We start from the raw sequence: 25,584 nt of genomic DNA on the forward strand, positions 1-25,584 counted from the left end.
GGCCGCGACCTTCTCGGTGGCGGTGCGGATCTCGGCGGTGTCCTCGCCCTTGAGCGCGGCCTTCAGCTCCTCGACGGACGCAGCGGCCCCGGGGCTCGTGCACGGGGGCCATGAACCCCACGGACTCCTCGGCCCGTCGGACGCCGGCTCCTAGCGTCGGCGCCAGGGCAGCGCCTCCTGCTCGTCGCTGTCGGCGTCCATGCGCTGGAGCGCGGTGTTGATCGCCTCGCCGATCGCGGCGAACTGGGTCACCTGCTCGGGGGTGAGGGCGTCGAATACGGCTCGGCGGACCGCCTCCAGGTGGCCGGGGGCCGCGCGCTCCAGGAGGCGCATGCCCGCCTCGGTGAGGACGGCGAGCTGATTGCGGCGGTTGGCGGGATCCTCGTGGCGGTCGACGTAGCCGGTCTCCTGGAGGCGGGTCACCGCGTGGGTGAGGCGGCTTCGGGTGATCTTCAGGCGTTCGGCGAGCTCGGACATGGTCAGGCTGTGATCCCTGACCGAGGACAGGTGGGCGAGCAGGGTGTAGTCGGCATGGGTCATGCCCGCATCGCGCCGCAGCTGGCGGTTCAGGTGGTCGGACAGGTGCGTGGAGAACTGGACGTAGGCGAGCCACGCCCGTCGTTCCTCGGCGTTCAGCCAGCGTGGCGTCGTGGTCATGCGCATACCGTAACGAACTCACGTTTGAATATTCAAACTTCTCGGAGCGGTGCGCAGGGTCCGCTGGTGGCGGAGTTCCTGCGCGTCACGGCGGGCTGGGCGCGGTCAGGCGCCGACGTACTCGGCCAGGTGGTCGGCGGTGAGGGTCGTACGGGCGGCGACGAGGTCGGCCGGGGTGCCCTGGAAGACGATCCGGCCGCCGTCGTGACCGGCGCCGGGGCCGAGGTCGATGATCCAGTCGGCGTGGGCCATGACTGCCTGGTGGTGCTCGACGACGATGACGGACTTGCCGGAGTCGACCAACCGGTCGAGCAGGCCGAGGAGTTGCTCGACGTCGGCGAGGTGCAGGCCCGCGGTCGGCTCGTCGAGGACGTAGACGCCGCCCTTGTCGGCCATGTGCGTGGCCAGCTTGAGGCGCTGGCGCTCGCCGCCGGACAGGGTGGTGAGTGGCTGGCCGATGGTGAGGTAGCCGAGACCGACGTCCTGGAGCCGCTGCGCGATCCGCTGGGCGGCCGGGACGTTCGCCGCGTCCGCCGCGAAGAACTCCACGGCCTCGTTCACCGACAGGCCCAGCACCTGACTGATGTCGTGGCCGTGGAGTTCGTAGTCGAGCACCGAGGTCTCGAACCGCTTCCCGTCGCAGTCCTCGCAGGTGGTGGCGACGCCGGCCATCATCGCCAGGTCGGTGTAGACGACGCCGGCGCCGTTGCAGGTGGGGCAGGCGCCCTCGGAGTTGGGGCTGAACAGGGCCGGCTTGACGCCGTTCTCCTTGGCGAAGGCCTTGCGGATGGGTTCGAGGAGCCCGGTGTACGTCGCCGGGTTGCTGCGCCGGGAGCCGCGGATGGCGCCCTGGTCGACGGAGATGACCCCGGCGCCGGCCGGGATCGAGCCGTGTACCAGGGAGCTCTTGCCGGAGCCGGCGACGCCGGTGACGACGGTCAGGACCCCGAGCGGGACGTCGACGTCGACGCCCTGGAGGTTGTGGGTGCTCGCGCCCCGGATCTCCAGCGCCCCGGTGGGCTTGCGGACGCTCTCCTTGAGGGTGGCCCGGTCGTCGATGTGGCGGCCGGTGATGGTGCCGGCCTTGCGCAGGCCTTCGACGGTGCCCTCGAAGCAGACGGTGCCGCCGCCCGCGCCGGCACCGGGGCCGAGGTCGACGACATGGTCGGCGATCGCGATGACCTCCGGCTTGTGCTCGACGACGAGGACGGTGTTTCCCTTGTCGCGCAGCCGCAGCAGCAGGCCGTTCATGCGCTGGATGTCGTGCGGGTGCAGGCCGGTGGTGGGCTCGTCGAAGACGTAGGTGGCGTCGGTGAGCGAGGAGCCGAGGTGGCGGATCATCTTGGTGCGCTGTGCCTCGCCGCCGGACAGGGTGCCCGCCGGCCGGTCCAGCGAGAGATAGCCGAGGCCGATCTCCACGAACGACTCCAGGGTGTCGTGGAGGCTCTTGAGGAGCGGTGCCACCGACGGCTCGTCGAGGCCCTTGACCCATGCGGCCAGGTCGCTGATCTGCATCGCGCAGGCGTCGGCGATGCTTATCCCGTCGATCTTCGAGGAGCGGGCGCCCTCGTTGAGGCGGGTGCCGTCGCAGTCGGGACAGGTGGCGAAGGTGACCGCCCGCTCCACGAACTCGCGGATGTGTGGCTGCATCGACTCCTTGTCCTTGGAGAGCATCGACTTCTGGATGCGCGGGATCAGACCCTCGTAGGTCATGTTGATGCCCACGATCTTCATCCGGGTCGGCTCGCGGTGCAGGAAGTCGTACAGCTCCTTCTTGGTGAACTTGCTGATCGGCTTGTCCGGGTCGAAGAAACCGGACTCGGCGTAGAGGCGGGAGTTCCAGCCGCCGCCCTTGTAGCCGGGGACGGTGATCGCGCCCTCGTTGAGTGACTTGGTGTCGTCGTAGAGCTGGCCGAGATCGAGGTCGGTGACGGCGCCGCGGCCCTCGCAGCGCGGGCACATGCCGCCGGTGATGCTGAAGCTGCGGCGCTCCTTGACCTGCTGTCCGGCGCGTTCCACGGTGACGGCGCCCGCGCCGCTGATGGAGGCGATGTTGAAGGAGAACGCCTTGGGCGAGCCGATGTGCGGCTTGCCCAGGCGGCTGAAGAGGATGCGCAGCAGCGCGTTGGCGTCGGTGGCGGTGCCGACGGTGGAGCGGGGGTCGCCGCCCATCCGCTGCTGGTCGACGATGATCGCGGTGGTCAGTCCGTCGAGGACGTCGACCTCGGGGCGGGCCAGATTGGGCATGAAGCCCTGGACGAAGGCGGGGTAGGTCTCGTTGATCAGCCGCTGTGACTCGGCGGCGATGGTGTCGAACACCAGCGAGCTCTTGCCCGAGCCGGAGACTCCGGTGAAGACCGTCAGCCGGCGCTTCGGGATCTCGAGGCTGACGTTCTTGAGGTTGTTCTCGCGCGCTCCGTGCACACGGATCAGGTCGTGGCTGTCCGCCACGTGCGGCGCGGACGCCCGCGTCTCGGTCATTCTGGCCATGCTCAAACCCGTCTCCATCCGCTGCGCGGGGCCTCCGTCGACGGCCGCCACGCTAGCCGGGGTGGAACACTAGCGCTTCTCCGTTACTGACCGGCCCCGCCGCCCGCCCTGCTCCGGGCGGGCAGGGCGCGAGCCGGCTGGAGGTCAGGTTCTCACCGGCCATGGGAGTCGCCCCCCATGGGCGCGGGGTCCTCCTCCGTGGGCGTGGAGCCCCCCTCCGTGAGCGCGGGGTGCCCCGCCGTCCGCACCTGCGGGATGGCGCTGGCCGGCGCCACGCGCCGACCCGTGCCGAGGTCGAGCAGCAGTTCGGCGCCCCGCCAGCTCGCCCGTAGTTCGCTCGCGCCGAACTCCTGTCGGCAGGCCGGATTGTCGAGGTGCGGAGGGTTGGGTTCCGGGTCGGGCAGTGCGCCGTCGGCGGTGAACGCGCCGCTCCAGGCGAGGTGCAGCCGGCGTCCGTCCCGCGCGGCCCACGCCACCTCGGGATCGCCGTGCCGGTCCCGGCCGAAGTCGGGGGTGGCGAGGGAGCCGGTGAACTCGGCGAAGGAGCCGTCCGTCGTGCGCCGGCCCACGGTCGCCACATAGGCGCGGCCGTCGCCGACGGGTGTCCAGGCCTGCCGGGCCTCGTCGCCGGTGGTGTCGGGGCGGAAGCCGCCCTCCGCGGCCACCGCGACATACCCGTCCCCGACCCGGCCGGCGAGCCAGCAGCCGTACTCCCGCCATTCGTCGCACAGGTCGGCCGGGAACCACAGATGGGTGGTCATGGTGTGGTCGGGGAGGCGGTGCAGTACGAGGACGGTGTCGCGGTGCTGGCGGGCGCGCGGCAGGATGCGCTGACCGGCCCACGCGTTCGGGCGGGCCGAGGAGCTGATGGTGTCGGCGGCCGGGTGGGTGGCGAACACCTGGACCTCGGAGCCGAGGGTGGCGCCCCAGATGTGCTCCTGGAGTCCCGGCAGGCCCGCCCGGTAGTCCTGGACGCTGGACAGCATGACGTCGGGGGTGCGCCAGATGCGCAGGTCGGAGTCGTAGGGGCGGCTCAGCAGGTCGTGGTGGAGCCGGTAGCCGCCCCGGTAGACCTGGCGGCCGTCCCATTCCTGCGGGGGCTCGCCGGCGATCGCGGGGATCACGGGCGGGACGCGGTAGTGCTCGGCGGTCGCCAGGGCGGTGGCGGGGAGGACGGCGCTGTTCAGGGAACCGACGCCCCACAGCAGCCACATGACGGGCGCGGTCTCCTCGAAGCGGGAGGAGCGCAGGGTGGGGGTGTAGGAGCGGCCGTGGGCGGCGCCGTGCACCCCGCGCCAGGAGTTGCAGGCGAGGGTGAGCAGTACCTTGTCGAGGAGTGCCTCGGCGAGCCGGCGCAGTCCGGCCGAGGCGGCGAACTCCACCAGGGACACCAGGGCGAGGGTGTCGATGGCCAGATAGGCGTTGGAGTCGAACTCGCTGAATCCGCCGGCGAGTTTGCGCCGCATCCACTCCTCGGCGAGGGGCTGTGCGTGCTCGGCGTGCCGGTGTCCCCTCCAGCCGGTGTTGGTGAACTCCTCGTCGGGGAAGAGTTCGCCGGCCAGGAGTTCGGCGGTGTGCCAGACGAACTGGTGGTTCTCGGTGAAGTAGCACATCGCGTCCAGGCCGGGCTGGTCGATCCAGTACTTGAACCCGGTCAGCGCGCGGCGCACCGCTTCCCGCTGTCCCGGCTGCCAGTCGGTGCCCGGGATACGGTGCCAGAGGTGGACGAGGCTGACGGCTTCGAAGTCCGCGCAGTCGGCGCGGTCGGCGAGCATCGCCAGCGGCCCGTCCAGGTCGGCCTGGTCGAGTGGAACCTCCGGGTCGAGGACGTGCCGGGCGAGGGCCCGGGCCGCGCCCGGGGTGGCCCGGCCGACGTGCCGCAGCAACTCGGCACTCCATACGGCGGGATCACCGACCGGCTCCGCACGGCGCTGCTGGGGGAGGGTGGCGACCCGCGCCACCCGGAACACCGGGGCCAGGGCATCGTCGGCGGTGATGCGCAGCACGTTCTCGCCGGTGTCCAGCATCGACGCGGCGTTCTCGGTCTCCGGGGCGCGTCGGGCCAGTGCCACCGGTGCGGCTCCTTTGGCCGGCAGGACGACCGGTTCGGCGGGGCGGCCGTCCACCGACACCAGCAGGCGTCCGCCGGCCGGACCGGAGATCCAGGTGCGGCCGTCGGCACAGGCCCACGGGCCCACCGCGAGCGACTCCAGCAGCTGCTCGGCGGTGCGGGAGCGGTACTCGTCGGCTCCCGGAGAAGGCAGGACCACGCGTACCGGGAGGCCGTCGACGCGCAGGCTCGCCACATGGCGGACCTCACGGAACGCGACCTGCCAGGTAGCGAGGTGCACGGTCGTCGAGCCGGAGCGCAGCCGAACGCGGACGCGGTGCCGCACCGGCTCCATGTATCCGAAGTCGTCACCGGAGAGCACCGGTTCGCCGTCGACGAAGAGCACGAAGGGGCCGGTGCAGCCGACTTCGAGCTCACGGTACTCGGCCTGGTCCACTTCCAGGACGGTGCCGGCGAGCGCGTGCCGGTATTCGGGGGTGAAGCAGAACTGGCTCCAGTCGAGCAGGCCGTCCTCGCCGGTGTGCTCGCGCCGCCAGTGCGCCGAGGAGGGCGGATCACCCACCGAGCGGGTCCAGGTGAACGCCGTGCCCTCGGCGAGGTCGGGCAGCGGCTGTTCGGTGAGCAGGGGGTGCAGAGCGTGCAGGCGGCGCTTGAGCGGTGCGACGTCGGGTCCGTTGGTGAGCACCCAGCGGCCGTCGTCGCCCCATGGGCTGCCGGTGGCGGACAGGACCCGCGCCAGGTCGTCGCAGGTACTGCTCCAGGCGGGGCTGATCAGCCAGTCGCGCACGAAGCCGCGACGGTCCGGCGAGTGCACCGTGCGGCCGGTGGGCTGAGGTGACGTCACTTGATCGCTCCCTGGGAGATTCCGGAGATGATGTGGCGTTGCAGCAGCAGGTAGACGACGCGGTCTTCTCCTCGGTCTTCGCGCCGGCCCAGCACGCCCTGCCGACGATACTGATCACCCGGGACAAGGCGGAGACGAACGGGATCGGCGACGCCGGTCGCGCGAGCCGTCGTACGCTGCGCAAGCACCTGCACGCCGACGGCGCGGCCTCCTGCGGACTCGCGCTCGGTGTCACCGCGTTGGAGCCGGGGTACGGCGGGGCGGGCACCGCCCCGTACCGGTTCGTGTGGTCCAGCGCCGCGGAGAGCTCGCCTACGGCGACATGGACCCGGTGGCGACCGCGGATCTGTCATGCGCGACTCCATCGGTGTGGTGGACGGAGGATGGCCGGCGCGGTGAGCGACTCCCCAGGCTCCCGGGGGTCCGCGTTGCCCAGGCAGGACCGGCCCGGAGCGGTGGCGAAGGTGGTGCGGGTCATCGAGGCGATGACGGAGCACCGCGGGATCAGCGAGATCAGCCGCAGCACCCGGCTGCCCACCTCGACCGTGCACCGCATCGTCCAGGAACTCGTCGCCGAGGGCTGGGCCCGCCGGGACGGGGAGAACGGCTACCTGCCCGGCGTCGGGCTGCTGACCCCGGCGGCCCGCGCCGAGTCGGAGGCCGGCATCACGACGATCGCCCAACCGGCCGTGCAGCGGCTGCGGGACGCCACCACCCACACGGTGCACCTGGCGCTGCGCGACGGCGACCAGGCCGTCTACGTCTACAAGCTGGAGGGGCTGCGCGCCTACGAGATGCGCTCCCGGGTGGGTCTGGCGATCCCGCCGCACTGCACGGGCATCGGCAAGGCCCTGCTTGCGGCCCTCCCCGAGGACGAGGTCAGGGGGATCCTGGCGCGGGCGGGCACGACGGCCGTGACCCCTCGGACCATTGACGACCCTGAGGAACTGCTGCGCCACCTGAAGGAGGTGGCGCGCCGCGGCTACGCGATCGACAACGAGGAGAACGAGCCGGCCACGCGGTGCGTCGGGGCGACCGTGTACGACTACCGCAACACTCCGATCGGCGGCATCAGCATCTCGTCAATGGCCTTCGAACTGGACGACAAGCGCGTCCGGGTGCTCGCGCCGCTCGTCGTCGGCGCGGCCCGCGAGATCTCCCAGGCCCTCGGTCACCGCTGACCCCGGGCGCGGCATTCTGCCCGGCCACGCTCGGCTACGAAGATTTTGCGTTCTCGCGGGACACCCATGAACCGGCCCCGACCAGCCCGGAGTCCGCTTTGGCCGCCCCTATGGCCTACAGGTAACGGCGAGTTCACCAAGCTCCCCTTCCTCGGCGGTCTACGCGCGTGGTGTCATGCGCACGCTCACCCACCCCCCACGTGAGCGTCAACTCGACTAGGAGTCACGCATGCTGTCGAAGCTTCTCGGTCGCGCGGGTGTCGCCCTGGCGGCCAGCGCGGCCGTGGTCGCCGCCGCGGTCCCCGCGAACGCCGCGAGCTACACCGCGTTCGCCTTCTCGCTCAGCAGCAGCGAGCCCACGATCTACGACTTCATCAACTCGGCCACCAGCTCACTCGACATGACCATGTACGAACTGGAGGACACCACGGCCGTCAACGACCTCATAGCCCTGAAGAACAAGGGCGTCACCGTGCGGGTGGTCCTGGACCGGGCCCACCAGAGCGCCAACAGTTCCGCGTACAGCGCCCTCACCAACGCGGGCGTGGGTGTGGTGTGGTCGCCGTCCAGCTTCGTCTACACGCACCAGAAGACCATCACGGTGGACGCCACCAAGTCGCTCGTCCTGACCGGCAACCTGACCTCGCAGTACTACTCGACCGGCCGGGACTACGGGGTGTTCACCGACGACACCCGCGATGTCGCCGCGATCGAGAAGGTGTTCGCCGCCGACTACGCCGGTACCTCGGTCACCCCCACCGACGGCGACCACCTGCTCTGGTCCCCCACCGACTCCCGCAGCCGGCTGCTGTCCGTGATCAACGCCGCCACCAAGACCCTCGACGTCGAAGAACTGGAGTTCAGTGACAGCACGGTGGTCAACGCGATCGTGGCCCGGGCCAAGGCGGGCGTGAAGGTGCGGGTGGTGCTGGAGACACCGAGCAGCTACTCCAGCGAGGTCTCCGCGGTCAAGGCCGCCGGCGGCACGGTCGTCGGCTACTCCGACCCCAACGGCTTCTACATCCACGCCAAGGCCATGGTCGGCGACTACGGCCTGTCCACCCAGGAGGTGGAGGCCGGCTCCATGAACATCAGCAGCAACTCCCTGTCCAGCAACCGGGAGCTGGGCATCATCCTCACGGGCACGGGGGTGGCGCAGTCGGTGGCCACGACCGTCGAGACCACGTTCAACAGCGACTACCAGGGCGGCACAGCCGCGTAGCGGACCGGGCCCCGGCCCCGGCGGCGCCTGCGCGCCGCCGGGGCGGGGCTCGCCCATGTGGGCAGGCCGACAGCGGCGTTGACACGAGGAACGTGGTCGCAGCGGCCAAGGCGGCGTCGTACCGGGCCCGGAAGAAGCGGTCACACCACGCCAGGTGACCGGAGCCGTCAGCGGGGTTCGGCGAGGGTCACGCGGGCGACGAGGTGCGGGGGGAGGACGACCTCGTGGGGCTCGCACGCCGACGACCTGCGCCGTACGATCCCTCTCGCCGGGCTGCTCGGTGTGGGGCCGCGGCGACTCGTGCCGAGGGCGACATCGCCGTCCGGCGCTGCGGAGGCCCACCCCCCTGACCAGTACCGGAAGCGAGATCACACACCCCGTCGTACGCCCGCCCGGTGGCCGTAATCTTGCGGACGTGAACGCCGAGACCGTGCCAGAGCCCCTGGACTCCCCGCAGCTCCGCCCGCAGTCGCTGCTGCTCGCCTTCTTCGGCAACCATGTGCTGGAGCAGGGCCCGCTGGGTGTCTACTCGGGCAGCATCATCACGGTCCTGGGCCGGGCGGGCGTCGGTGAGCAGGCCGTACGGTCCACGCTCACCCGCATGGTCAACAGAAACCTGCTGCAACGGCAGCGGCAGGGGCGCAAGACGTACTTCGGGCTGACGTCCCTCGCCACGCAGATCCTGCGCGACGGCCGGCGGCGCATCTGGCAGACGGGCGCCGTCAACGACGACTGGGACGGCTCCTGGACCCTGCTCGGCTTCTCGCTGCCGGAGTCCTGGCAGCGCCAGCGGCACGATCTGCGCTCGCAGCTCGGCTGGTCCGGGTTCGGGCCGCTCTACAGCGGGCTGTGGATCGCGCCCGGCCGGGTGGACGTCTCCGCCGTCGTCGCCGAGCTCGGACTCTCCGCGCACGTCAAGATCTTCCACGCACTGGCCGACGAGGCGACGGACATCGACGTCATGATCCGCGACACCTGGGACCTGGGGTCGATCGCCGCCCGCTACGAGGACTTCCACACCCGCTGGGAGGCATGGCGCGCCGGACCCGGCGACGACCCGGTCGTCACCCGGCTGCGCCTGGTCAGCGAGTGGCTGGGCATCATCCGCACCGACCCACGGCTGCCCGTCCGGCATCTGCCGTCCGGCTGGCCGGCCCGCCGGGCGGAGAGCACGTTCCACCGGGTCGCGGCCGAGACCGAGGCCCCGGCCCGCCGGATGGCCGCCGGTCTTCTGGACACCACGCCCCTGTGACCCTCCCGCCCCGGTCGACGGCAGCGCGGCTCTCGCGGAATCCCCTGGTCAGCTTGGATCACCGCCGATCTATGCTTCTTGGAGCAGGAGGTTCGCCGGACCGTCGAAGGAGAGGGCGCCCGTGTACGGCGACGCTCTCCGCCCGGCATCCGCACCGTGTCCGTCTCTCCCGAGGAAGCCCCGTTGAACTTCTGGTCGATCTATGAGCATGGCTTCGCGCGTGTCGCCGCGTGCACCGGCCACACCGTCATCGCCGACCCGCGCGCCAACGCCGAGGCGGTCCTGCGCCAGGCCCGCCGCTGCGCCGAGGACGGCGTCGCCGTGGCCGTCTTCCCCGAGCTCGGCCTGACCGGTTACTCCATCGAGGATCTGCTCCTCCAGGACGCCGTGCTCGACCAGGTCGAGGAGGCCCTCGCGACGGTGACGGCCGGTTCGGCCGGGCTGCTCCCGGTCCTCGTCGTCGGCGCCCCGCTGCGCCATCGCAACCGGATCTACAACTGCGCGGTGTTCGTGCACCGCGGCCGGATCCTCGGTGTCGCGCCCAAGTCGTACCCGCCGAACTACCGGGAGTTCTACGAGCGCCGGCAGATCGCCTCGGGCGACGACGAACGGGGCGGCACCATCCGGGTCGGCGGCGAGTTGGTGCCGTTCGGGGTCGACCTGCTGTTCGACGCGGAGGACGTTCCCGGTCTCGTAGTGCACGCCGAGATCTGCGAGGACATGTGGGTGCCGGTGCCGCCCAGCGCGGAGGCGGCGCTGGCCGGCGCGACCGTGCTGCTCAACCTCTCGGGCAGCCCGATCACGGTCGGCCGGGCGGAGGACCGCAAGCTGCTGTGCCGCTCGGCGTCGCAGCGCTGTCTCGCCGCGTACGTCTACGCGGCGGCCGGACTCGGCGAGTCCACCACGGACCTGTCCTGGGACGGCCAGACCATGATCTACGAGAACGGCGCACTGCTCGCCGAGACGGACCGGTTCCCGGTGGACGACCAGTACGCGGTGGCCGACGTGGATCTGGACCTGCTGCGCCAGGAGCGGGCCCGGATGGGCTCGTTCGACGACAACCGGCGTACGCACGCGGCACGCACCGGCGGCTTCCGGACCGTCCCCTTCCGGCTGGACCCGCCGACGGCCGACCTGGGCCTGCGCCGCAGGGTCGAACGGTTCCCCTTCGTGCCCGCCGACCCCGACCGGCTCGCCCTGGACTGCTACGAGGCGTACAACATCCAGGTCGCGGCGCTCCAGCGGCGGCTGGCGGCCATCGGCGGCCCGAAGGTGGTCATCGGGGTGTCCGGCGGCCTCGACTCCACCCACGCGCTGATCGTCGCCGCCCGGGCGATGGACCGCGCCGGCCGCCCGCGCAGCGACATCCTGGCCTTCACCCTGCCGGGCTTCGCCACCGGCGACCACACCAAGGGCAACGCCCACAAGCTGATGAGCGCGCTCGGCGTGACCGCGGCCGAGCTGGACATCACGCCGACCGCGCGGCTCATGCTGAAGGAGTTGGGCCACCCGTTCGCGGCCGACGAGCCGGTGTACGACATCACCTTCGAGAACGTGCAGGCCGGGCTGCGCACCGACTACCTCTTCCGGCTCGCCAACCAGCGCGGCGGGATCGTGCTGGGCACCGGTGACCTCTCGGAGCTGGCGCTCGGCTGGTGCACCTACGGCGTCGGCGACCAGATGAGCCACTACAACGTCAACTCGGGTGTGCCGAAGACCCTGATCCAGCATCTGATCCGCTGGGTCATCAGCAGCCGGCAGTTCGACGCGGAGACCGCCAAGACCCTTGCAGCGATCCTCGACACGGAGATCAGCCCCGAGCTGGTGCCGGGCGAGGAACTGCAGTCCACCGAGTCCAAGATCGGCCCGTACTCGCTGCACGACTTCACCCTCTACCAGGTGCTCCGGCACGGGTTCCGGCCCTCGAAGATCGCCTTCCTGGCCTGGCACGCCTGGCACGACCGGGAGGCCGGCGCCTGGCCGCCCGGCTTCCCCGAGGCCGACCGCAAGGCATACGACCTGGCCGCGATCCGGCACTGGCTCGACTACTTCTGCCGTCGCTTCTTCGCCTTCGCCCAGTTCAAGCGCTCGGCCATGCCCAACGGCCCGAAGGTCTCGGCGGGCGGCTCCCTCTCGCCGCGCGGCGACTGGCGCGCCCCGTCGGACAGCTCGGCGAAGGCCTGGCTGCACGACCTGGCACGCGTCCCGGAGGCGTAGCGTGCAGGCCCGCGATTTGGTGTCCGCCCTGTGGCCACGCTATGGTCGATCTCACGCGCGGCACTCCAACTCCGGGTAACGCGCGATGCGTTGGTGGTCCAAGGAAAGACGCCCCGCTTCCTGCGGGGAAATGCAGGTGCAAGGCCTGCCCGGCGCTCCGTCCGAAGAGCCCCGCCCCCGATCCGTCGGGAGCGGGGCTCTTCGCGTGCGCGGCTCTCGACGACGTCCGTACGCACCCTGACGGGCGAACCCCGCACCGACACCCGGAAGGAGCCCAGGAACAGGGCAAAGCGCCTGGTCAGGGGATCCTTGGCGATCCGGCGGGCAGATCGTGGGCCGGGCCACCGGTTGCGGCGCCCCGCGCCGCTTCCCACGGTGGGCGCAAGGACAGCAGTCTCGAAAGGAAACCCATGCGCGCCCTAGCCTCCCGCGGCCTCCTCGTCTCCCCCCTGGTCTGTGCCGCCCTGGTCTTCGGCCCGGCCGCCGCCACCGCTGCCGCCGCCGACGCCGGCCGAAAAGCCTCGGGAACCGGTGTCGCACAGACGGCTCCGCGGCCCGGTACCGATGTCGCCACACTGCTCGCCCGCATCGAAGCGATGGACACGACGCGGTACGACCCCGCCCTGATCCCTCTCCTGCGCACGCTGCCCAACCTCGCCACGGCAGACGGCACCGCCCTCGACCCCGCTCGGGCCGCCGCCTACGCCAAGGAAGTACAGAAGTGGGGCGCCGACCTCCAGAAGCGGCTGAGGCAGCTGGACGCCGCCCGCACCGACCGCTCGGCCCGCGCGGCCGATCCCGTCTCGGACCTGGTAAGCGCAATCCAGGCCGCCCTCAGCAAACTGCTCAGCTCGCTGACCTCGCTCGACCTCGGCGGGGTACTGGGCGCCGTCACCGGGCTGCTCGGGTCCATCATCGGCGCGGTCACCGGCCTCCTCGGCGCCGTACCCGCGCTGCCGTCGCTCGCCGCGGACAGCGACGCGTTGACGATGACCGTCACACCGTGACGAACCGACCCGGGGCGGACCGTGGTTCGCCCCGGGTCGGTCAGTTCCCGTTCCAGCCCGGGACCGTCTGCAACACCTGCTCCGCGACGCGCACGAGGGCCGTGTCGTCGGGCGGTACGTCGTCCTGCCGCCAGATCGCGACCTCGAACGTGCCCCTGCCGTCGTCCTTCGCGTGCTTCGAGACCAACAGGCAGCGCGCCGTGCCACCGGGCCCCGTGCTCGCCTTCCCGCCGCCGAGATCGAAGCCGATCGAGATGGTCGGGCTGGAGTAGAGCACGGCAGGGTGCCCCAGGACGGTCGTCTCGCGCGCGTCGCCCATCAGGTCGCCCGTCTCGGCGACGGACAGGTCGTCGTAAGAGGCCGACAGCTTCACGGAGTACGTCTTCAGGGTCACCGTCGCATCGGGCGCGGCGATCTTCGTGCCTCCGGCGAGCGTGATCCAGTCCCCGCTGCCGCCGGCGGTCTCGACCTGTTCCTGCGGTGTCCCCAGCAGGGCAGGAAGGTCCGGGCGGTTCAGCGACCTGCACAACCGTGCGCCCGAGACATAGCGGGCCGGCAGCCGGTCGGTCGACTTCGAGCAGGCCGCCGGTCCACTGCTCGTGTCCTGCTGGTGGACGAACGCCTTCTGAGCCCACAGCACGCCCACGACGCCCAGGCACACGGCCAGCGCCGCGATCGCCTGGACCACCGGTCTGCGGTCCTTCTCGGGCTCGCCGGAACCTTCGGTCATGTCCCCCACCCCCGCCGTGCATCCCCTGTGCGCCCGCGGAGCCTAACCGATGTTCACCGCACAGATGTTCACGGAGATGGCACGGACCGCTCAGCCCCTCTCGGTGGCTGTGGCCTCCCCCGCCGGTGTTTGATGGCTGCAGCATGCCCCAGGCCGGAGGAAGCAGAGGTGGACACGGTGGCCGACGGACGGGTCGTCGAGGCGGGCAGGAACGCCCTGGTGGTGCGTCGCGCACCGCGGGACCGGGCGCGCGCGGCGGTGCTGGTCCTGCACGGCGGGCAGGAGATCGGGCGCCGGCCGGCGCGCCCCTGGCAGTCGGCGGCGCTGCGTATGCGCCCCTTCCTGAGCGCCGCCGCGTCGGTCTCCTCGCCCCGTGACGTACTGGTCGGCCAGGTGCGCTACCGGTACCGCGGCTGGAACGACGCCGCCGACCCGCTCCAGGACACCCTGCGCGCCCTCGACGAGGTGCGCGGCCGGGCCGGGGACGTGTCCGTGGTGCTGGTCGGCCACTCGATGGGTGGTCGGGCGGCGCTGCGCGCGGCGGCGCATCCCTCGGTGCGCGGTGTGCTCGCGCTGGCGCCCTGGTGCCCGCCCGGCGACCCCGTGGACGATCTCACCGGGACGCGGATCGTCGTCCTGCACGGCGACCGCGACCGGGTCACCGAACCCACCGAGTCGGCCGCGTACATACGGCAGGCCCGGGAGGCCGGTGCGCAGGCCGGAATGGTGCTGCTCAGGGGTGGAGACCACGCGATGCTCCGCCGCAGCCACGACTGGCACCGGGCCTCGGCCGCCGCCATCCGCCGACTGCTGCGCCCCGAACGTGATCTCGAGGGCTGGACGGCCGAGGCCTGCGGGGCCGAGGAGCCGCTTCTCCGTTGACGCGCGCCCTGATAAAGTGCCGCGCCCCCACGCGGCATCCACTCCGAGGACGGCTGATGTCGATCACGAAGTCGATCAAGTTTGTCACGTACCTGACAGTGACGCTGATGGTGCTCGCCCTGTCCGGCACCGCCCCGGCGACCGCCGCGCCGCGGTCCGCCACCCCGGCGGCCACCGCGTCCCAACTCCCCGCCGCGGCACCGGCCGTATCCACCACCGGCACCTGGCAGCCGCCACTGTCCACCCGGGGCCGTTACATCGTCGACGCCGCCGGGAACCGCTTCCGCCTGCGGGCCGCCAACTGGGACGGCGCCCAGGGATCCTGGACCGGGAGCGGCAGCATCACCGACCCCGCCAACCACCACGCCGGCCAGGACTCCTACGGCATCCCCCTCGGCCTGGACCGCGCCGCCCTCCCCCAGCTCCTGTCGGACTTCCAGGCGCTCGGCATCAACAGCATCCGGCTGCCGTTCTCGAACCAGATGATCCATACGACGGCCCCGGTACCGGACGCCGCGGTCACGGCGAATCCGCAGTTGCGCGGAAAGACCCCGCTGGAGGTCTACGACGCCGTCGTGGCCGCCCTGACCGGCGCGGGCTTCGCCGTCATCCTCAACAACCACACCAACACCTCCCGTTGGTGCTGTGGCGTCGACGGCAACGAGCGGTGGAACAGCAGCCAGTCGACGCAGCAGTGGGCGGACGACTGGGTCTTCATGGCCCGCCGTTACGCGGCGAACTCCCGGGTCGTGGGCGCCGATCTCTACAACGAGGTACGCCGTGACGTTCTGGACGACCCCAACTGGGGCCTGGGCGACGACCACGACTGGTACGCCGCCGCCCAGCTCGCCGCGGACCGCATCCTCACCGAGGCCGATCCGAACCTGCTCATCGTCATCGAGGGCATCAACTGGACCGGACTGCCGGTGGACGGCCTCCCGCACGACCGCCCCACCCTCACCCCCGTCCGCACCCTCTCCCACACCCTCGTGGACGCCCACAAGCTGGTGTACTCCGCCCACTTCTACGGCTACACGGGCCCCCGGCACAGCGGAGCCACCGGCATCGGCGAGACCAGCGACCCCCGCTACCAGGACCTGACCCGCGACCAGCTGTACCAGGTCCTCGCCGACCAGGCCTTCTTCGTCACCACCGAGGGCAAGCACTACACCGCGCCCGTGTGGATCAGCGAGTTCGGCATCGGCTCGGGCGAGACGGGGACGGCCGCCCGCGCCTGGTTCGGCAACATCACCGACTACTTCGCCGACCACGACACCGACTTCGCCTACTGGCCGCTGGTCGGCTGGGAGGGCCACGACGACTGGGCGCTGCTGCGCTACGACACCGAGGGGCACCGGTACGGTCTCCTCGACGGCGGGGACTGGCGGGCCACCGCGTGGGACCACCTCATGGACGCCCCGAGCCGCACCGGCCCCATCGCGCCGGGGACGACCTGGCGGATGCTGGCCACGGATCACGGCGACGCCGTGCAGTCCCTTCGGGTGCGGGCCGGCGGTGACTGGGACTCCGGCGCCTACAAGGCGGTCTGCCCCGACGGGCTGCGGCTCATCGGCCTCGGCCACTCCGGCGGACGTGGCCTGTGCACCGACGCGGCCACCGGGGATCTACGGACCGCGGGCAACGCCCAGACGGTGGTCACGGACGAACGGTATGTTCCGGCGGGCGGCGACTGGGCCTCCGGCTACACCAAACTCCAGTGCCCCGCGGGCCAGTTCGTGATCGGCTACAGCCGTCGCGGGGAGCGGCTGTCGGCGGTGCTGTGCGTGCCGTCCACCACGGCACTGGGGGCGGGCGGACGGACGCTGTGGTTCGACCGGTCCGACAACCGCCCCGCCGACAGCGCGGGCGACGACTTCGCCTACGGCGCCTACAAGGGCCAGTGCGCCGCCGACGAGTACATCGCCGGGGTCGCCTTCACAACCCGCGTGGGCAGCGCCCAAGGACCGGCCGCCCTGCGGTGCCTCACACTGCACCCCTGATCGCGGCCGTCGACCGCGGGCCGACCCGGTCGGCCGCCTCGCACCGCGTCCGGACGCCGCAACGGGCGGCGGGCCTTCCGCCCGGCCGGTGAGGCCACGTCAGGGAACGCCGGCCAGTCCCCCGCTCGGGACCGGTGCGGCCAGTTCGTCGTGGTGCGTCGGGGGGCCGGGGGTCTCGGCGGTGGCCGTGAGGATGGACTGCTGGAGGCGGCGCAGTCGTGCCGAAGGCTCCAGGCCGAGGTCTCTGACGAGGAGGGTGCGCAGTTGCCGGTAGACGTGGAGTGCCTCGCCGCGCCGGCCCGAGCGGTAGAGAGCGAGCGTGAACTGGGCGTGCAGGTTCTCGTGGGTGCGGTAGCGGCTGGTCAGGACGGTGAGCTCGGCGAGCAGTTCGCGGTGCCGGCCGAGCCGCAGATCGGCCTCGATGCGCTGGTCCAGAGCGCACAGCCGGCTCTCCTCCAGCCGCCGTGCCTCCATGGCCAGATGGGCTCCGGTGTGGACGTCGGCGAAGGGCGGCCCGGTCCACAGGTCCAGCGCCTGGCGCAGCGTGCGGGAGGCGCCCGCGAGGTTCAGCCGCGGAGCGGCGGCAGAGCGACGTGCCAGTAGGTGTTCACGCGGCGATGCTACCGGGCTGGCCAGGGGCGCGGTCGGGCCGTCCGCACTTCGGGAGGCCCGCGGAGAGTGGGGCCGCGTGCACAACCGCTGCCGCCGAGTGATCGTCGGCGGCCGTCCGCCGTACGTCAATGACATGGTTGGGTGCGCTTGTCGTATGGTTCGACCAAGTTTTGGCCAACGTGCGTGGATATCGTTTCCGGGATCGGTCCCGTGGGAGAGACTCACCCGCGGAGGGGGGACGAGCACGGCCGTGTCACGCCGGGCGTGCCATCCCGCAGTGTCGCGCCGCCCGGGGGAAGGCGGCGAGCAGACCAGCGGAGGGATCCATGAAGCAGTCGCTTCCGGGGCAACGCCCTGCCCACGAGCCGGCGTTCGCCGGGCGGGGACGGCCACCGGTCGTCGTGATCGGTGCCGGGCCGTACGGACTGTCGGTGGCCGCCCACTTGCGGGCGGCGGGGGCGCCGGTCCGCGTCTTCGGCGATGTGATGGGCAGCTGGCGGCATGCCATGGCCACCGGGATGTTCCTGAAGTCGACACCGGCCGCCACCGACCTGTCGGCGCCCGAGCCGGGCGGCCGGCTGGCGGACTTCCGGCGTGAGCACGGCGAGCCGGAGCTGACCGAGCTGACCCCGATCCCGTGCGATGTCTTCGTACGGTACGGGCAGTGGTTCCAGAAGCGGTACGTCGGTGAAGTGGAGCCGGCGCGGGTGACGGCGGTCGAGCGGCCCGCGTCCGGGGCCGGTTTCGTGGTCCGGGCGGACGACGGGCAGGAGATGGCGGCCTCGGCCGTCGTGGTGGCGACCGGTCTGAACGGGCTCGCCCATGTCCCGGACGAGTTGCGGCACCTCGCGCCCGAGGGGCCGGGCCCCCGGGCGCCGGTGTCGCACACCAGCCACCACACCGATCTGTCCGCGTACGCGGGCCGGCGGGTGGCGGTCATCGGCGGTGGCCAGTCCGCGCTGGAGAGTGCCGCGCTGCTGCACGAGGCGGGCGCCGAGGCGCAGGTTCTGGTGCGCGAGCGGCAGGTGCTGTGGGGCATGCCACCGGACCTGGCCAGGCCCTGGACGCAGCGGCTGGCCAAGCCGGCCTCGCCACTGGGCACGGGCTGGATCCTCGCCGGGGTCTGCGCGGCACCGGGCGGTGTGCGGTGGTTTCCGGCGACGGCCCGGCTGCTGCTGTTCCGGCGGGCGCTCGGCCCCTCCGGCGGCTGGTGGCTCCGGGAGCGGGTGGTGGGTGTCGTACCGGTGCACACCTCGCGCCGGGTCACCGGTGCCGTGCTCTCCGGGCCGGCGGTGCGCCTGGATGTCGCCGGTCCCGGGGGCGAGCGCGAGTCCCTCACTGTCGACCATGTGCTGGCGGCCACCGGTTACCGGCTGGACCTGGACGCCCTGCCCTTCCTGTCCCCCACGGTGCGTCGCGCGGTGGCGTGTGTGCCGGGATCGAGGGCTCCCGCGCTGCGGGGCACGTTCGAGTCGTCGGTGCCGGGGCTGTACTTCACGGGCTCGCTCGCGGCGCCGATGTTCGGGCCGATGATGCGGTTCGTGGCGGGCACGGAGTTCGCGGCCGTCCGGATCGCCCGGCACATCGGAACCTCCTGAGCAGGGGAATTCGGTTGCGGCGAGGCCGGTGAGCCCGCTGAGCTGTTTCCATGGACGGTGTCACGGAGCAGGTGCGGCGGGCGAGGGCGGGCGGCGACCGCGTGCGCCCGGGGCGACCGGCTCCGTGGCACGGGCCGGCGCTCCTCGCCGCCCTGATGCTGGCCGCCTTCACCTTCAACACCGCCGAGAACCTTCCGGTCGGCCTCCTGGAGGTCATCTCCGCGGACCTTCGGGTGTCCCTGCCGGCGGTCGGTCTGCTGGTCACCGGTTACGGAGCGACGGTGGCCGTCGCCTCGCTGCCGCTCGCCCATGTCACACGGGCCGTGCCCCGGCGACATGTGCTCACCGGGCTGCTGGCCGCGCTCGTCGTGTCCAGCGTGGCCGCGGCGTCGGCCACCTCCTACTGGCAGCTCCTCGTGGCTCGGCTGCTGACCGCGCTCGCCCAGGCGCTGTTCTGGGCGGTCCTGGGACCGGTCGCGGTGGGTCTGTTCGCGCCCCGGGTACGGGGGCGGGTCGTCGGGGCGCTGTCCGTCGCCGGTTCGCTCGCCCTCGTCCTCGGTGTGCCCGCCGGGAACTGGCTGGGCCGGCACAGCGACTGGCGGACATCGATGGCGACGGTGGCGGTGCCGGGGCTCGTCTCACTGGTGACGATCGCGGTGCTGCTTCCGACATCACGTCCGGAAGAGGCACCCGCCGCCTACGGGGCCCGTCCCGACACCCGGCGGTTCGTGACGGTCCTGGCGACCGGGACGCTGTCCGCCACCGGGGCGTTCGCGGGATACACCTACATCGTGACGTTCCTGGGTGACGTCAGCGGCTTCTCGCCGGGCTCGGTCAGTTCCCTGCTCGTGGTCTTCGGTGTGGCGTGTCTGGCCGGTGTGGCGGTCACCGGGGCGCTGCTCGACCGCTTCCCGCAGTCCGCGCTGACCACCGCCGTGGCCGTGCAGACGGTGGGCATGCTCGGCCTGTACTCGGCCGGCGGCTGTCCTGTGGCGGCGGTGGTGTTCCTGGTCCTGGTGGGCGGGGCACTCGGCCCGGTGTTCATGGCCGCCCAGAACGCGATGCTGCACTGTGCCCCGGGCCGTACCGACATCGCCCTCGCGGCGAACTCCGGCTGCTACAACGCCGGTATCGCGGCGGGAGCCGCGCTCGGCGGGCTGATCCTGCCGCCGGCCGGCATACGGGCCGTTTTCCTGGCGGGCGGGCTGCTGACCGCCGCGGCCTGCGCGGTCCTGCTCGGCGGCCGGCTGCTGCATGCCGGACGTGCCGTCAGCCGACCCAGGTGAGCGGACCCGTGGTGCCGGACGCCGGCATGTCGTCCGCGGTGGCCGACAGGACGGACTGCCGCACCGTGCCCAGCACGGCCGAGGGTTCCAGACCGAAGTCACGTACGAGGGTGGTGCGCAGTCGCTGGTAGGCGGCGAGGGCCTCGCTGCGGCGGCCGGAGCGGTGCAGGGCGAGCATGAGCTGTCCGCAGAGGCTCTCGTGGGTGGGGTGCCGGCTGACCAGCACGGTGAGTTCGGCGATCAGTTCGCGGTGCCGGCCGAGCCGCAGATCGGCCTCGATACGCCGGTCCAGCGCGCACAGCCGGCTCTCCTCCAGCCCCCTGATCTCCGCACGCGGACGGTCTCCGGCTGAGACGTCCGCCAGGGCCGGACCGGTCCACAGGTCGAGCGCCGTACGCAGCAGCCGGGCGGCCTCGCGATGGTCCTGCGCGTCCATCGCCCGGTACCCGCTCTGGGCGAGCAGCTCGAACTCCCGCACGTCGCTGGTGCCTTCACCGCTGTCGAGCAGGTAGCCGCCGGGTACGGTGCGCAGCACCTGTTTCGCGGCGCGCCGGCCCGCGCCGCCGCCGGTCCGTGCCGATGCCCTGGCGATGGGTTCGCGCAGGTGCATGATGTACGTCTGCAGGGTGGGGCGTGCGCTGCGCGGTGGCCGTTGCCCCCAGAGTTCCTCGGTGAGCGTCGCGACGGTCACGGCCCGGTCGGCGTGCAGGGCGAGAAGGGCGAGCACCTGACGCGGCTTGGGCGCGGTCGGGGTGATGGAGACGCCCGCCTCGCGCACGTCGAACGTGCCGAGAATGCCGATGTCCACGCCGTCCCCCTGCCCGTCCGCCATTGGGTGCTCCGAGGCGAGTCCCGGGCACCCGAGTCAAAAACGGCATGGGCGGTTTGTCAAACCGGACACCGGCAGCTTTGTCGGCCCTCGACCTGGAGTCAGGAATCCGAGAGTGCGGCGCCCACGAACTCGCCGGTGTGGGCGGCGAGTTGAGGAAGCACCAGTGACCAGAACTGCTCGACGTGCTGGGGCGAGATCCGGTCACGGTCCGCCGCGCAAAGCACCTCGAACCCGACCGTCGCGGCCACTATCACCGCGGCGACCCGGTCCGGTGACACCCCCTCGGCCAGCTCTCCTTGATGCTGGGCCCGCACCAGTTGTTCGCACACCCAGGTACGCCACCAGCACCCGAAGCCCATGCCGTTCTTGCGGGAGGGGTCGACGCTCAGCTTGAAACCCGCACGGACGACGACGTCGGTGGCGACCGTGACCAGCAGTTGCCGGGTGACTGTGATCAGCAGATGCAGTGCGGAGGCGGCCGTCGGCCGCCGGTCGGTCACCATTTGCTCGATGGTGCGCCGGGCCGCGCCCTCCACCTCGACCGCGAGGGCGTCCTTGCTGGGAAAGTGGAAGTGCAGCGCTCCGGCGCTCACTCCCGCCCGACGGCTGATCGCGGGCAGCGACGACAGCGCATAGCCGTCGTCGGCGAAGATCTCGGCTGCGGCATGAACGAGGGCCTGGCGGGTTCGGGCCGCCCGGAGTTGCTTGACCATCGCGTCCCCCTGTTGATCCGGGCGAATGCGGAATTGGACGGTCCGATTCCCCCTGGGCCTGCAACATTGCGATTCGAGAACCCTAGCAAACAGCACGATTAGTAGGTTTGCCAGAGTCCGGGGTGTGGGCGGAGGACCGTGGTGGCCCTCCCGCATCATCGGGAGCGCAGCGCTCCCGTATAACAAACCAGGCAGGTGGTTTGGTCCGAGGCGGGTCAGGCCTCGGTGGCCACCAGCGATTCCTGCCGCCTGCGCTCGACTTCCTGGACGACCCGGGCGCCCCGGTCGGGCGCGGTGTCCAGCCGGATCAGGGTCGCGGGTGTGGCTATGGCCGGCAGTACGTGGTTGTAGAGGACGGAGATACGATTGTTGAGATCCGTCCAGTCGGAGACCACCTCGGACATGAACTGGGTCCCGATCCAGGCGCCGAGGAAGCACTCCGCGGTCTCCTGGGGTGTGACATGCGGCAGCACCTCGCCGCGTTCCTTGGCCTCCACCAGCTTCTCGGTCACCACCTCGGTCCAGGCGGGCCAGGCGCTGCCGAACAGCGAACGCCCCTGGAGGTCGGCCGACAGCCGTATACCGGCGAGCAGGATGACCTCCTTGGGGATGCGGTGGGCCAGCGTCATGCCGATGTCCACCCACTCCTGGAGCTTCAGCTCGCGCGGTACCCAGTAGTCGTCGCTGATCTGGGCGTTGATCACGCCTCGCGCGAGGGCTTCCTTGGAGTCGAAGTGGAAGTACAGGGCCCCCTTGGTCACTCCGGCCCGCTCGAGGATCTCGGCGATCGTCGCCGCCGTGTATCCGCGCTCGGCGAAGACCGCGGCGGCGGCCTCGACAACAGCGCGCCGGGTCCGAATCGCACGCTCCTGACGCGCCATGGGGACCCCTCCTCGGTCAAAACAAAACCGGACGTGACGTACCTTACCTCAATCGGGGGTCGGTATTTCGGCCGCAGAGGGCCGATTCCCGGCCGGTCCCGCCCCGCCGCCGGGGCGTCGGCGCGGGATCCGTCGGGCAGTTCACCAGGCGGTGCGTCCGCCGTCCACGGTAAGTGTGGCACCCGTGACGAAGCTCGCCCTGTCGCTGCACAGCCAGGCGGCGGCCTCCGCGACCTCCTCGGGGTCGGCGGCGCGTGCCTGCGGGGCAGAGCGGTAGGCCCGCGCCTCGTTCTCGGGCGACTTGGCGAACCAGTCGTCGATCATCTCGGAGCGGGTCAGGCCCGGGGCGATGGCGTTCACGCGGATGTGGTGCGGGGCGTACTCGACGGCGGCGGCCTTGGTCAGTCCGATCACCGCGTGCTTGGAGGCGATGTAGGGCGCTGCCGTCGAGGAGGCGACCAGGCCGCCCACGCTGCTGGTGTTGACGATCGAGCCGCCCCCGGTCTCGAGCATGGCCGTGATCTCGTGGCGCAGGCAGTTCCACACGCCCCGCACGTTGGTCTCGGTGACCCGCTCGTAGTCGGCGTCGTCGATGAGGTGCATCGGGGTCTTCGGCAGCGCGACGCCGGCGTTGTTGAAGGCGGCGTCGAGACGGCCGTAGCGCCCGACGGCGAACTCGACGGTCCGGCGGACCTCTTCCCCGTCGCGCACGTCCAGGGTGCGGTGGCTCGCCTCGGCGCCCTTGGCGCGCAGTTCCTCGGCGAGGTCCCGCAGCTTGTCCTCGCGGCGGGCGGTCAGGACGACGGTGGCGCCCTGCCGGGCGAAAACCCGGGCGGCGGCCGCCCCGATACCGCTGCTGGCGCCGGTGATGAGGGCGACCCTGCCCGCCAGTACGGCTCCTTCTGCTGTGGTCACCGGGTCACCTCACGGGCGGTGGAAAGGGAGTCGGCATCATGCCAGAAGACGCCGAGTCCGGCCTCCTGATCGAGGGTGCGCAGGCGCTCTTCGTCGATCTCGGCGAGACCGCCGACCAGGTGCCGGACGCCGAGTTCGCGCATCAGCTCGCGCTGGAAGCCGTGCTCGAAGGTGCTGGGGTGGCCGACGAACGGCACGTCCAGCTCCTTGGCGTGGCCGGCGAAGCGGGCCACGTCGTCGATGAAGAGGACCTGGTGGTGGTCGAGGCCGAAGTGGTCCTCGGCTATCTCCCGGATGCCGGGGCGGAAGTCGTTGGTACAGATGTAGTGAGGTGCGGTGAACAACTGCTCCCAGGCGCCGAGGTGGCGGCGGAAGTGGTCCTCGTCCAGGCCGCCGTAGCAGATGACGTCGAGGCCCGCGGCGCGCAGCCGGTGCAGGAGTTCCTCGGCGCCGTCGAGGGTGTGGACGGGATGGGCGCGCAGGTAGTCCTCGCGTTCGGCGAAGTAGTCGGCGATGGCCTCCTGCTCGCTCACGTCGGCTCCGGTCTCCTCCAGCAGCACCCGGGCGGCGGCGAGGCGGGACTGGGAGAAGAGGCGCTGCTCCAGTTCCCGGGTGTACTCACCGCCGTACTTGAGGACGAGGCGGTGCAGGACCGGGCTGAAGCTGTCGTTGAGCAGGACGCCGTCGATGTTGACGGCGGCGAGGCGCAGGGTGCGCAGTGGTTCCATCGGGTCTCCCTCTCGCAGGCCGTTCGAACATCATGCAGTGGCTGTCGGGACCGGGGGCGACTCGGATGGGCCGGCGGCGAACTCCCCCGGGGAGATGGCCGAAAGAGACCGCTGTACAGGTTTTCACCGAGTCGGGCCCGGCACGTCACCCACCGATAACCAGCCGCCGAGATCTGCCCGTTAGTCCGTCTTTCGCCGTGCCTTCGACTTGATTGAGCGCGAAAATACTTGGCCAAACCACCACTCAGTGGAGTCATGCATGGATCGAGTCCAACCACGCTTGGCGAATCCTTTACCTTGTGGCCGACCCGAGAAAACCGGTAGGTCCGTATCTTATAGGCGTCGAACAGAGCTTCAAGCCAACGAAGAGCTTTCCGACGGGGGGTTGTCGATGAGCCTGTCCGCCAGCGAGATCGGGGTCGGTCTGCCAGCACTGCCCCGGCTGACCACCACGGTCCCCAAGGAGTACGTCCACCGGGCGTCCCTGGCCGAGGTGTTCCTCACCGGCTGCACCGCGCAGGACGACGGGCTGCGGTTCTCCCTCACCGGACAGTGGCCACGCGCCCACACCTTCTTCAACAGTGCCGACGGCTCGAGTCACGATCCGCTTCAGGCCGCAGAGACGTTTCGGCAGGCCGGCATGTTCGTGACGCACGCGGAACACGGGGTACCGCTCGGCCATCACTTCGTGCTGTGGTCGCTCAGCTGCCACACCGATCTGGAGCAGCTGCGGATCGGCTCCCGGCCGACCGACTTCGACCTCGAGGTGGCGTGCCCGGACAACGCCGCGCGAGGCAGGGCGTCCGCGCGCCGGATGGGCATAGGGTTCGCGCTGCGCCGGGACGGCCGGACCGTGGCCCACGGAGACGGGCTGTACTCCATCGTCACGCCGTCCGTCTACGCGCGACTGCGGGCCAACCGGCCCGGAAAGCAGGTGACTTCGGTGGAGGCGGTGGTCGCGGCCGACCCGATGCCGCCGTCCGCCGTGGGCCGCACCTCCCCCGCCGACGTGGTGCTGACACCTACGGACACACCCGGCCGGTGGCTGCTCACCCCGGACCTGGACCACCCGATCCTGTTCGACCACGGCGGCGACCATCTGCCCGGCATGGTCCTGCTGGAGGGTGCCCGCCAGGCCGCCTGCGCCCGGCTTGCACCCCGTGCACTGATACCGGCGAGCACGTCCACGACCTTCGACCGCTACGTCGAACTCGACAGCCCGTGCTGGATCGACGTCACCGAGGTGACTCCCGGCGGCGACGGCACGGTGATCGTGGACGTCGTCGGCCGGCAGGGCGGCGAGACCGTCTTCACCTCCACCGTGCACGGGCCCGTCGTCGACTGAACGCGACACGAGCCGGCCGCTGCCGGGTCCCGGTACGGGACCCGGCAGTGGAGGAGTACGGGGAACACCCGCTGCGGATGCGTCCCAGCGGCCACTACGTCGGTCCCAAACCGCCGCAGCC

General features: G+C 71.4%; 20 protein-coding genes. 10 read left to right on the top strand and 10 right to left on the bottom strand.

Features of this window, described 5'->3' with window-relative positions:
- Positions 1 to 150: 150 nt before the first annotated feature.
- The 3 genes from ABTY98_RS40705 to ABTY98_RS40715 all read right to left on the bottom strand — a co-directional run bounded on the left by ABTY98_RS40705 (position 151) and on the right by ABTY98_RS40715 (position 6,062).
- Positions 151 to 657 (bottom strand): MarR family winged helix-turn-helix transcriptional regulator, encoded by a 507-nt coding sequence (locus ABTY98_RS40705; protein ID WP_352226212.1) that lies wholly within the window; start codon positions 655 to 657, stop codon positions 151 to 153.
- A 105-nt stretch (positions 658 to 762) separates the two neighbouring features.
- Complete coding sequence (locus ABTY98_RS40710) at positions 763 to 3,138, bottom strand: ATP-binding cassette domain-containing protein (RefSeq protein ID WP_502994486.1); 2,376 nt, start codon at positions 3,136 to 3,138, stop codon at positions 763 to 765.
- 161 nt (positions 3,139 to 3,299) lie between these two features.
- Positions 3,300 to 6,062: a hypothetical protein gene (locus ABTY98_RS40715; RefSeq protein WP_352226214.1), complete on the bottom strand. Its 2,763-nt coding sequence runs from the start codon at positions 6,060 to 6,062 to the stop codon at positions 3,300 to 3,302.
- A 38-nt stretch (positions 6,063 to 6,100) separates the two neighbouring features.
- On the opposite strand from ABTY98_RS40715, the gene ABTY98_RS40720 reads away from it, so the two are divergent.
- The 5 genes from ABTY98_RS40720 (at position 6,101) to ABTY98_RS40740 (ending at position 12,941) form a co-directional block, all read left to right on the top strand.
- Positions 6,101 to 7,243 carry an IclR family transcriptional regulator domain-containing protein gene (locus tag ABTY98_RS40720; RefSeq protein WP_352226215.1) on the top strand — a complete coding sequence of 381 codons (1,143 nt, stop codon included), beginning with the start codon at positions 6,101 to 6,103 and terminating at the stop codon, positions 7,241 to 7,243.
- Between the two features lie 229 nt (positions 7,244 to 7,472).
- Positions 7,473 to 8,465, top strand: a complete 993-nt coding sequence (locus tag ABTY98_RS40725) for a phospholipase D-like domain-containing protein (RefSeq protein WP_352226216.1) — start codon at positions 7,473 to 7,475, stop codon at positions 8,463 to 8,465.
- A gap of 415 nt (positions 8,466 to 8,880) precedes the next feature.
- A complete protein-coding gene (locus ABTY98_RS40730; RefSeq protein WP_352226217.1) occupies positions 8,881 to 9,717 on the top strand; it encodes a PaaX family transcriptional regulator in 837 nt (278 codons plus the stop codon).
- A 183-nt stretch (positions 9,718 to 9,900) separates the two neighbouring features.
- Positions 9,901 to 11,934 carry an NAD(+) synthase gene (locus ABTY98_RS40735; RefSeq protein WP_352226230.1) on the top strand — a complete coding sequence of 678 codons (2,034 nt, stop codon included), beginning with the start codon at positions 9,901 to 9,903 and terminating at the stop codon, positions 11,932 to 11,934.
- Between the two features lie 410 nt (positions 11,935 to 12,344).
- On the top strand, positions 12,345 to 12,941 hold the full coding sequence (locus ABTY98_RS40740; protein WP_352226218.1) for a hypothetical protein: 597 nt from the start codon (positions 12,345 to 12,347) through the stop codon (positions 12,939 to 12,941).
- Positions 12,942 to 12,981: 40 nt separating this feature from the next.
- On the opposite strand, the gene ABTY98_RS40745 is transcribed toward ABTY98_RS40740, so the two are convergent.
- A complete protein-coding gene (locus tag ABTY98_RS40745; RefSeq protein ID WP_352226220.1) occupies positions 12,982 to 13,671 on the bottom strand; it encodes a DUF6215 domain-containing protein in 690 nt (229 codons plus the stop codon).
- 168 nt (positions 13,672 to 13,839) lie between these two features.
- Here ABTY98_RS40745 and ABTY98_RS40750 point away from each other — a divergent pair, with 168 nt between their 5' ends.
- Positions 13,840 to 14,553 carry an alpha/beta fold hydrolase gene (locus tag ABTY98_RS40750; protein ID WP_352226221.1) on the top strand — a complete coding sequence of 238 codons (714 nt, stop codon included), beginning with the start codon at positions 13,840 to 13,842 and terminating at the stop codon, positions 14,551 to 14,553.
- A gap of 56 nt (positions 14,554 to 14,609) precedes the next feature.
- The gene (locus ABTY98_RS40755; RefSeq protein ID WP_352226222.1) at positions 14,610 to 16,553 is read left to right on the top strand and encodes a cellulase family glycosylhydrolase; all 1,944 of its coding nucleotides are present in this window, start codon (positions 14,610 to 14,612) and stop codon (positions 16,551 to 16,553) included.
- Positions 16,554 to 16,652: 99 nt separating this feature from the next.
- Here ABTY98_RS40755 and ABTY98_RS40760 read toward each other — a convergent pair whose 3' ends face one another.
- On the bottom strand, positions 16,653 to 17,300 hold the full coding sequence (locus ABTY98_RS40760; RefSeq protein ID WP_352226223.1) for an AfsR/SARP family transcriptional regulator: 648 nt from the start codon (positions 17,298 to 17,300) through the stop codon (positions 16,653 to 16,655).
- Between the two features lie 191 nt (positions 17,301 to 17,491).
- Here ABTY98_RS40760 and ABTY98_RS40765 point away from each other — a divergent pair, with 191 nt between their 5' ends.
- Both ABTY98_RS40765 and ABTY98_RS40770 read left to right on the top strand, forming a co-directional pair.
- A complete protein-coding gene (locus ABTY98_RS40765) occupies positions 17,492 to 18,763 on the top strand; it encodes an FAD-dependent oxidoreductase (RefSeq protein WP_352226224.1) in 1,272 nt (423 codons plus the stop codon).
- 155 nt (positions 18,764 to 18,918) lie between these two features.
- Complete coding sequence (locus ABTY98_RS40770; protein WP_352226231.1) at positions 18,919 to 20,049, top strand: MFS transporter; 1,131 nt, start codon at positions 18,919 to 18,921, stop codon at positions 20,047 to 20,049.
- Here ABTY98_RS40770 and ABTY98_RS40775 read toward each other — a convergent pair.
- The 5 genes from ABTY98_RS40775 to ABTY98_RS40795 all read right to left on the bottom strand — a co-directional run bounded on the left by ABTY98_RS40775 (position 20,033) and on the right by ABTY98_RS40795 (position 24,118).
- Positions 20,033 to 20,857 (bottom strand): AfsR/SARP family transcriptional regulator, encoded by an 825-nt coding sequence (locus ABTY98_RS40775; RefSeq protein WP_352226232.1) that lies wholly within the window; start codon positions 20,855 to 20,857, stop codon positions 20,033 to 20,035. The two genes, ABTY98_RS40770 and ABTY98_RS40775, sit on opposite strands and share 17 nt — an antisense overlap.
- Before the next feature lie 122 nt (positions 20,858 to 20,979).
- On the bottom strand, positions 20,980 to 21,594 hold the full coding sequence (locus tag ABTY98_RS40780) for a ScbR family autoregulator-binding transcription factor (protein WP_352226225.1): 615 nt from the start codon (positions 21,592 to 21,594) through the stop codon (positions 20,980 to 20,982).
- A 215-nt stretch (positions 21,595 to 21,809) separates the two neighbouring features.
- Entirely contained in the window at positions 21,810 to 22,475 is a 666-nt protein-coding gene (locus ABTY98_RS40785; RefSeq protein ID WP_352226226.1) for a ScbR family autoregulator-binding transcription factor, read from the bottom strand.
- 141 nt (positions 22,476 to 22,616) lie between these two features.
- A complete protein-coding gene (locus tag ABTY98_RS40790) occupies positions 22,617 to 23,390 on the bottom strand; it encodes an SDR family NAD(P)-dependent oxidoreductase (RefSeq protein WP_352226227.1) in 774 nt (257 codons plus the stop codon).
- Positions 23,387 to 24,118 carry an HAD family phosphatase gene (locus ABTY98_RS40795; RefSeq protein ID WP_352226228.1) on the bottom strand — a complete coding sequence of 244 codons (732 nt, stop codon included), beginning with the start codon at positions 24,116 to 24,118 and terminating at the stop codon, positions 23,387 to 23,389. The genes ABTY98_RS40790 and ABTY98_RS40795 overlap by 4 nt, the downstream gene beginning before the upstream one ends.
- Before the next feature lie 391 nt (positions 24,119 to 24,509).
- On the opposite strand from ABTY98_RS40795, the gene ABTY98_RS40800 reads away from it, so the two are divergent.
- The gene (locus ABTY98_RS40800; protein WP_352226229.1) at positions 24,510 to 25,463 is read left to right on the top strand and encodes a ScbA/BarX family gamma-butyrolactone biosynthesis protein; all 954 of its coding nucleotides are present in this window, start codon (positions 24,510 to 24,512) and stop codon (positions 25,461 to 25,463) included.
- The last annotated feature ends 121 nt before the right edge of the window (positions 25,464 to 25,584 follow it).

The sequence above is a fragment of the Streptomyces sp. NPDC096040 genome, assembly GCF_040303265.1.
Taxonomy (GTDB): Bacteria; Actinomycetota; Actinomycetes; order Streptomycetales; family Streptomycetaceae; genus Streptomyces.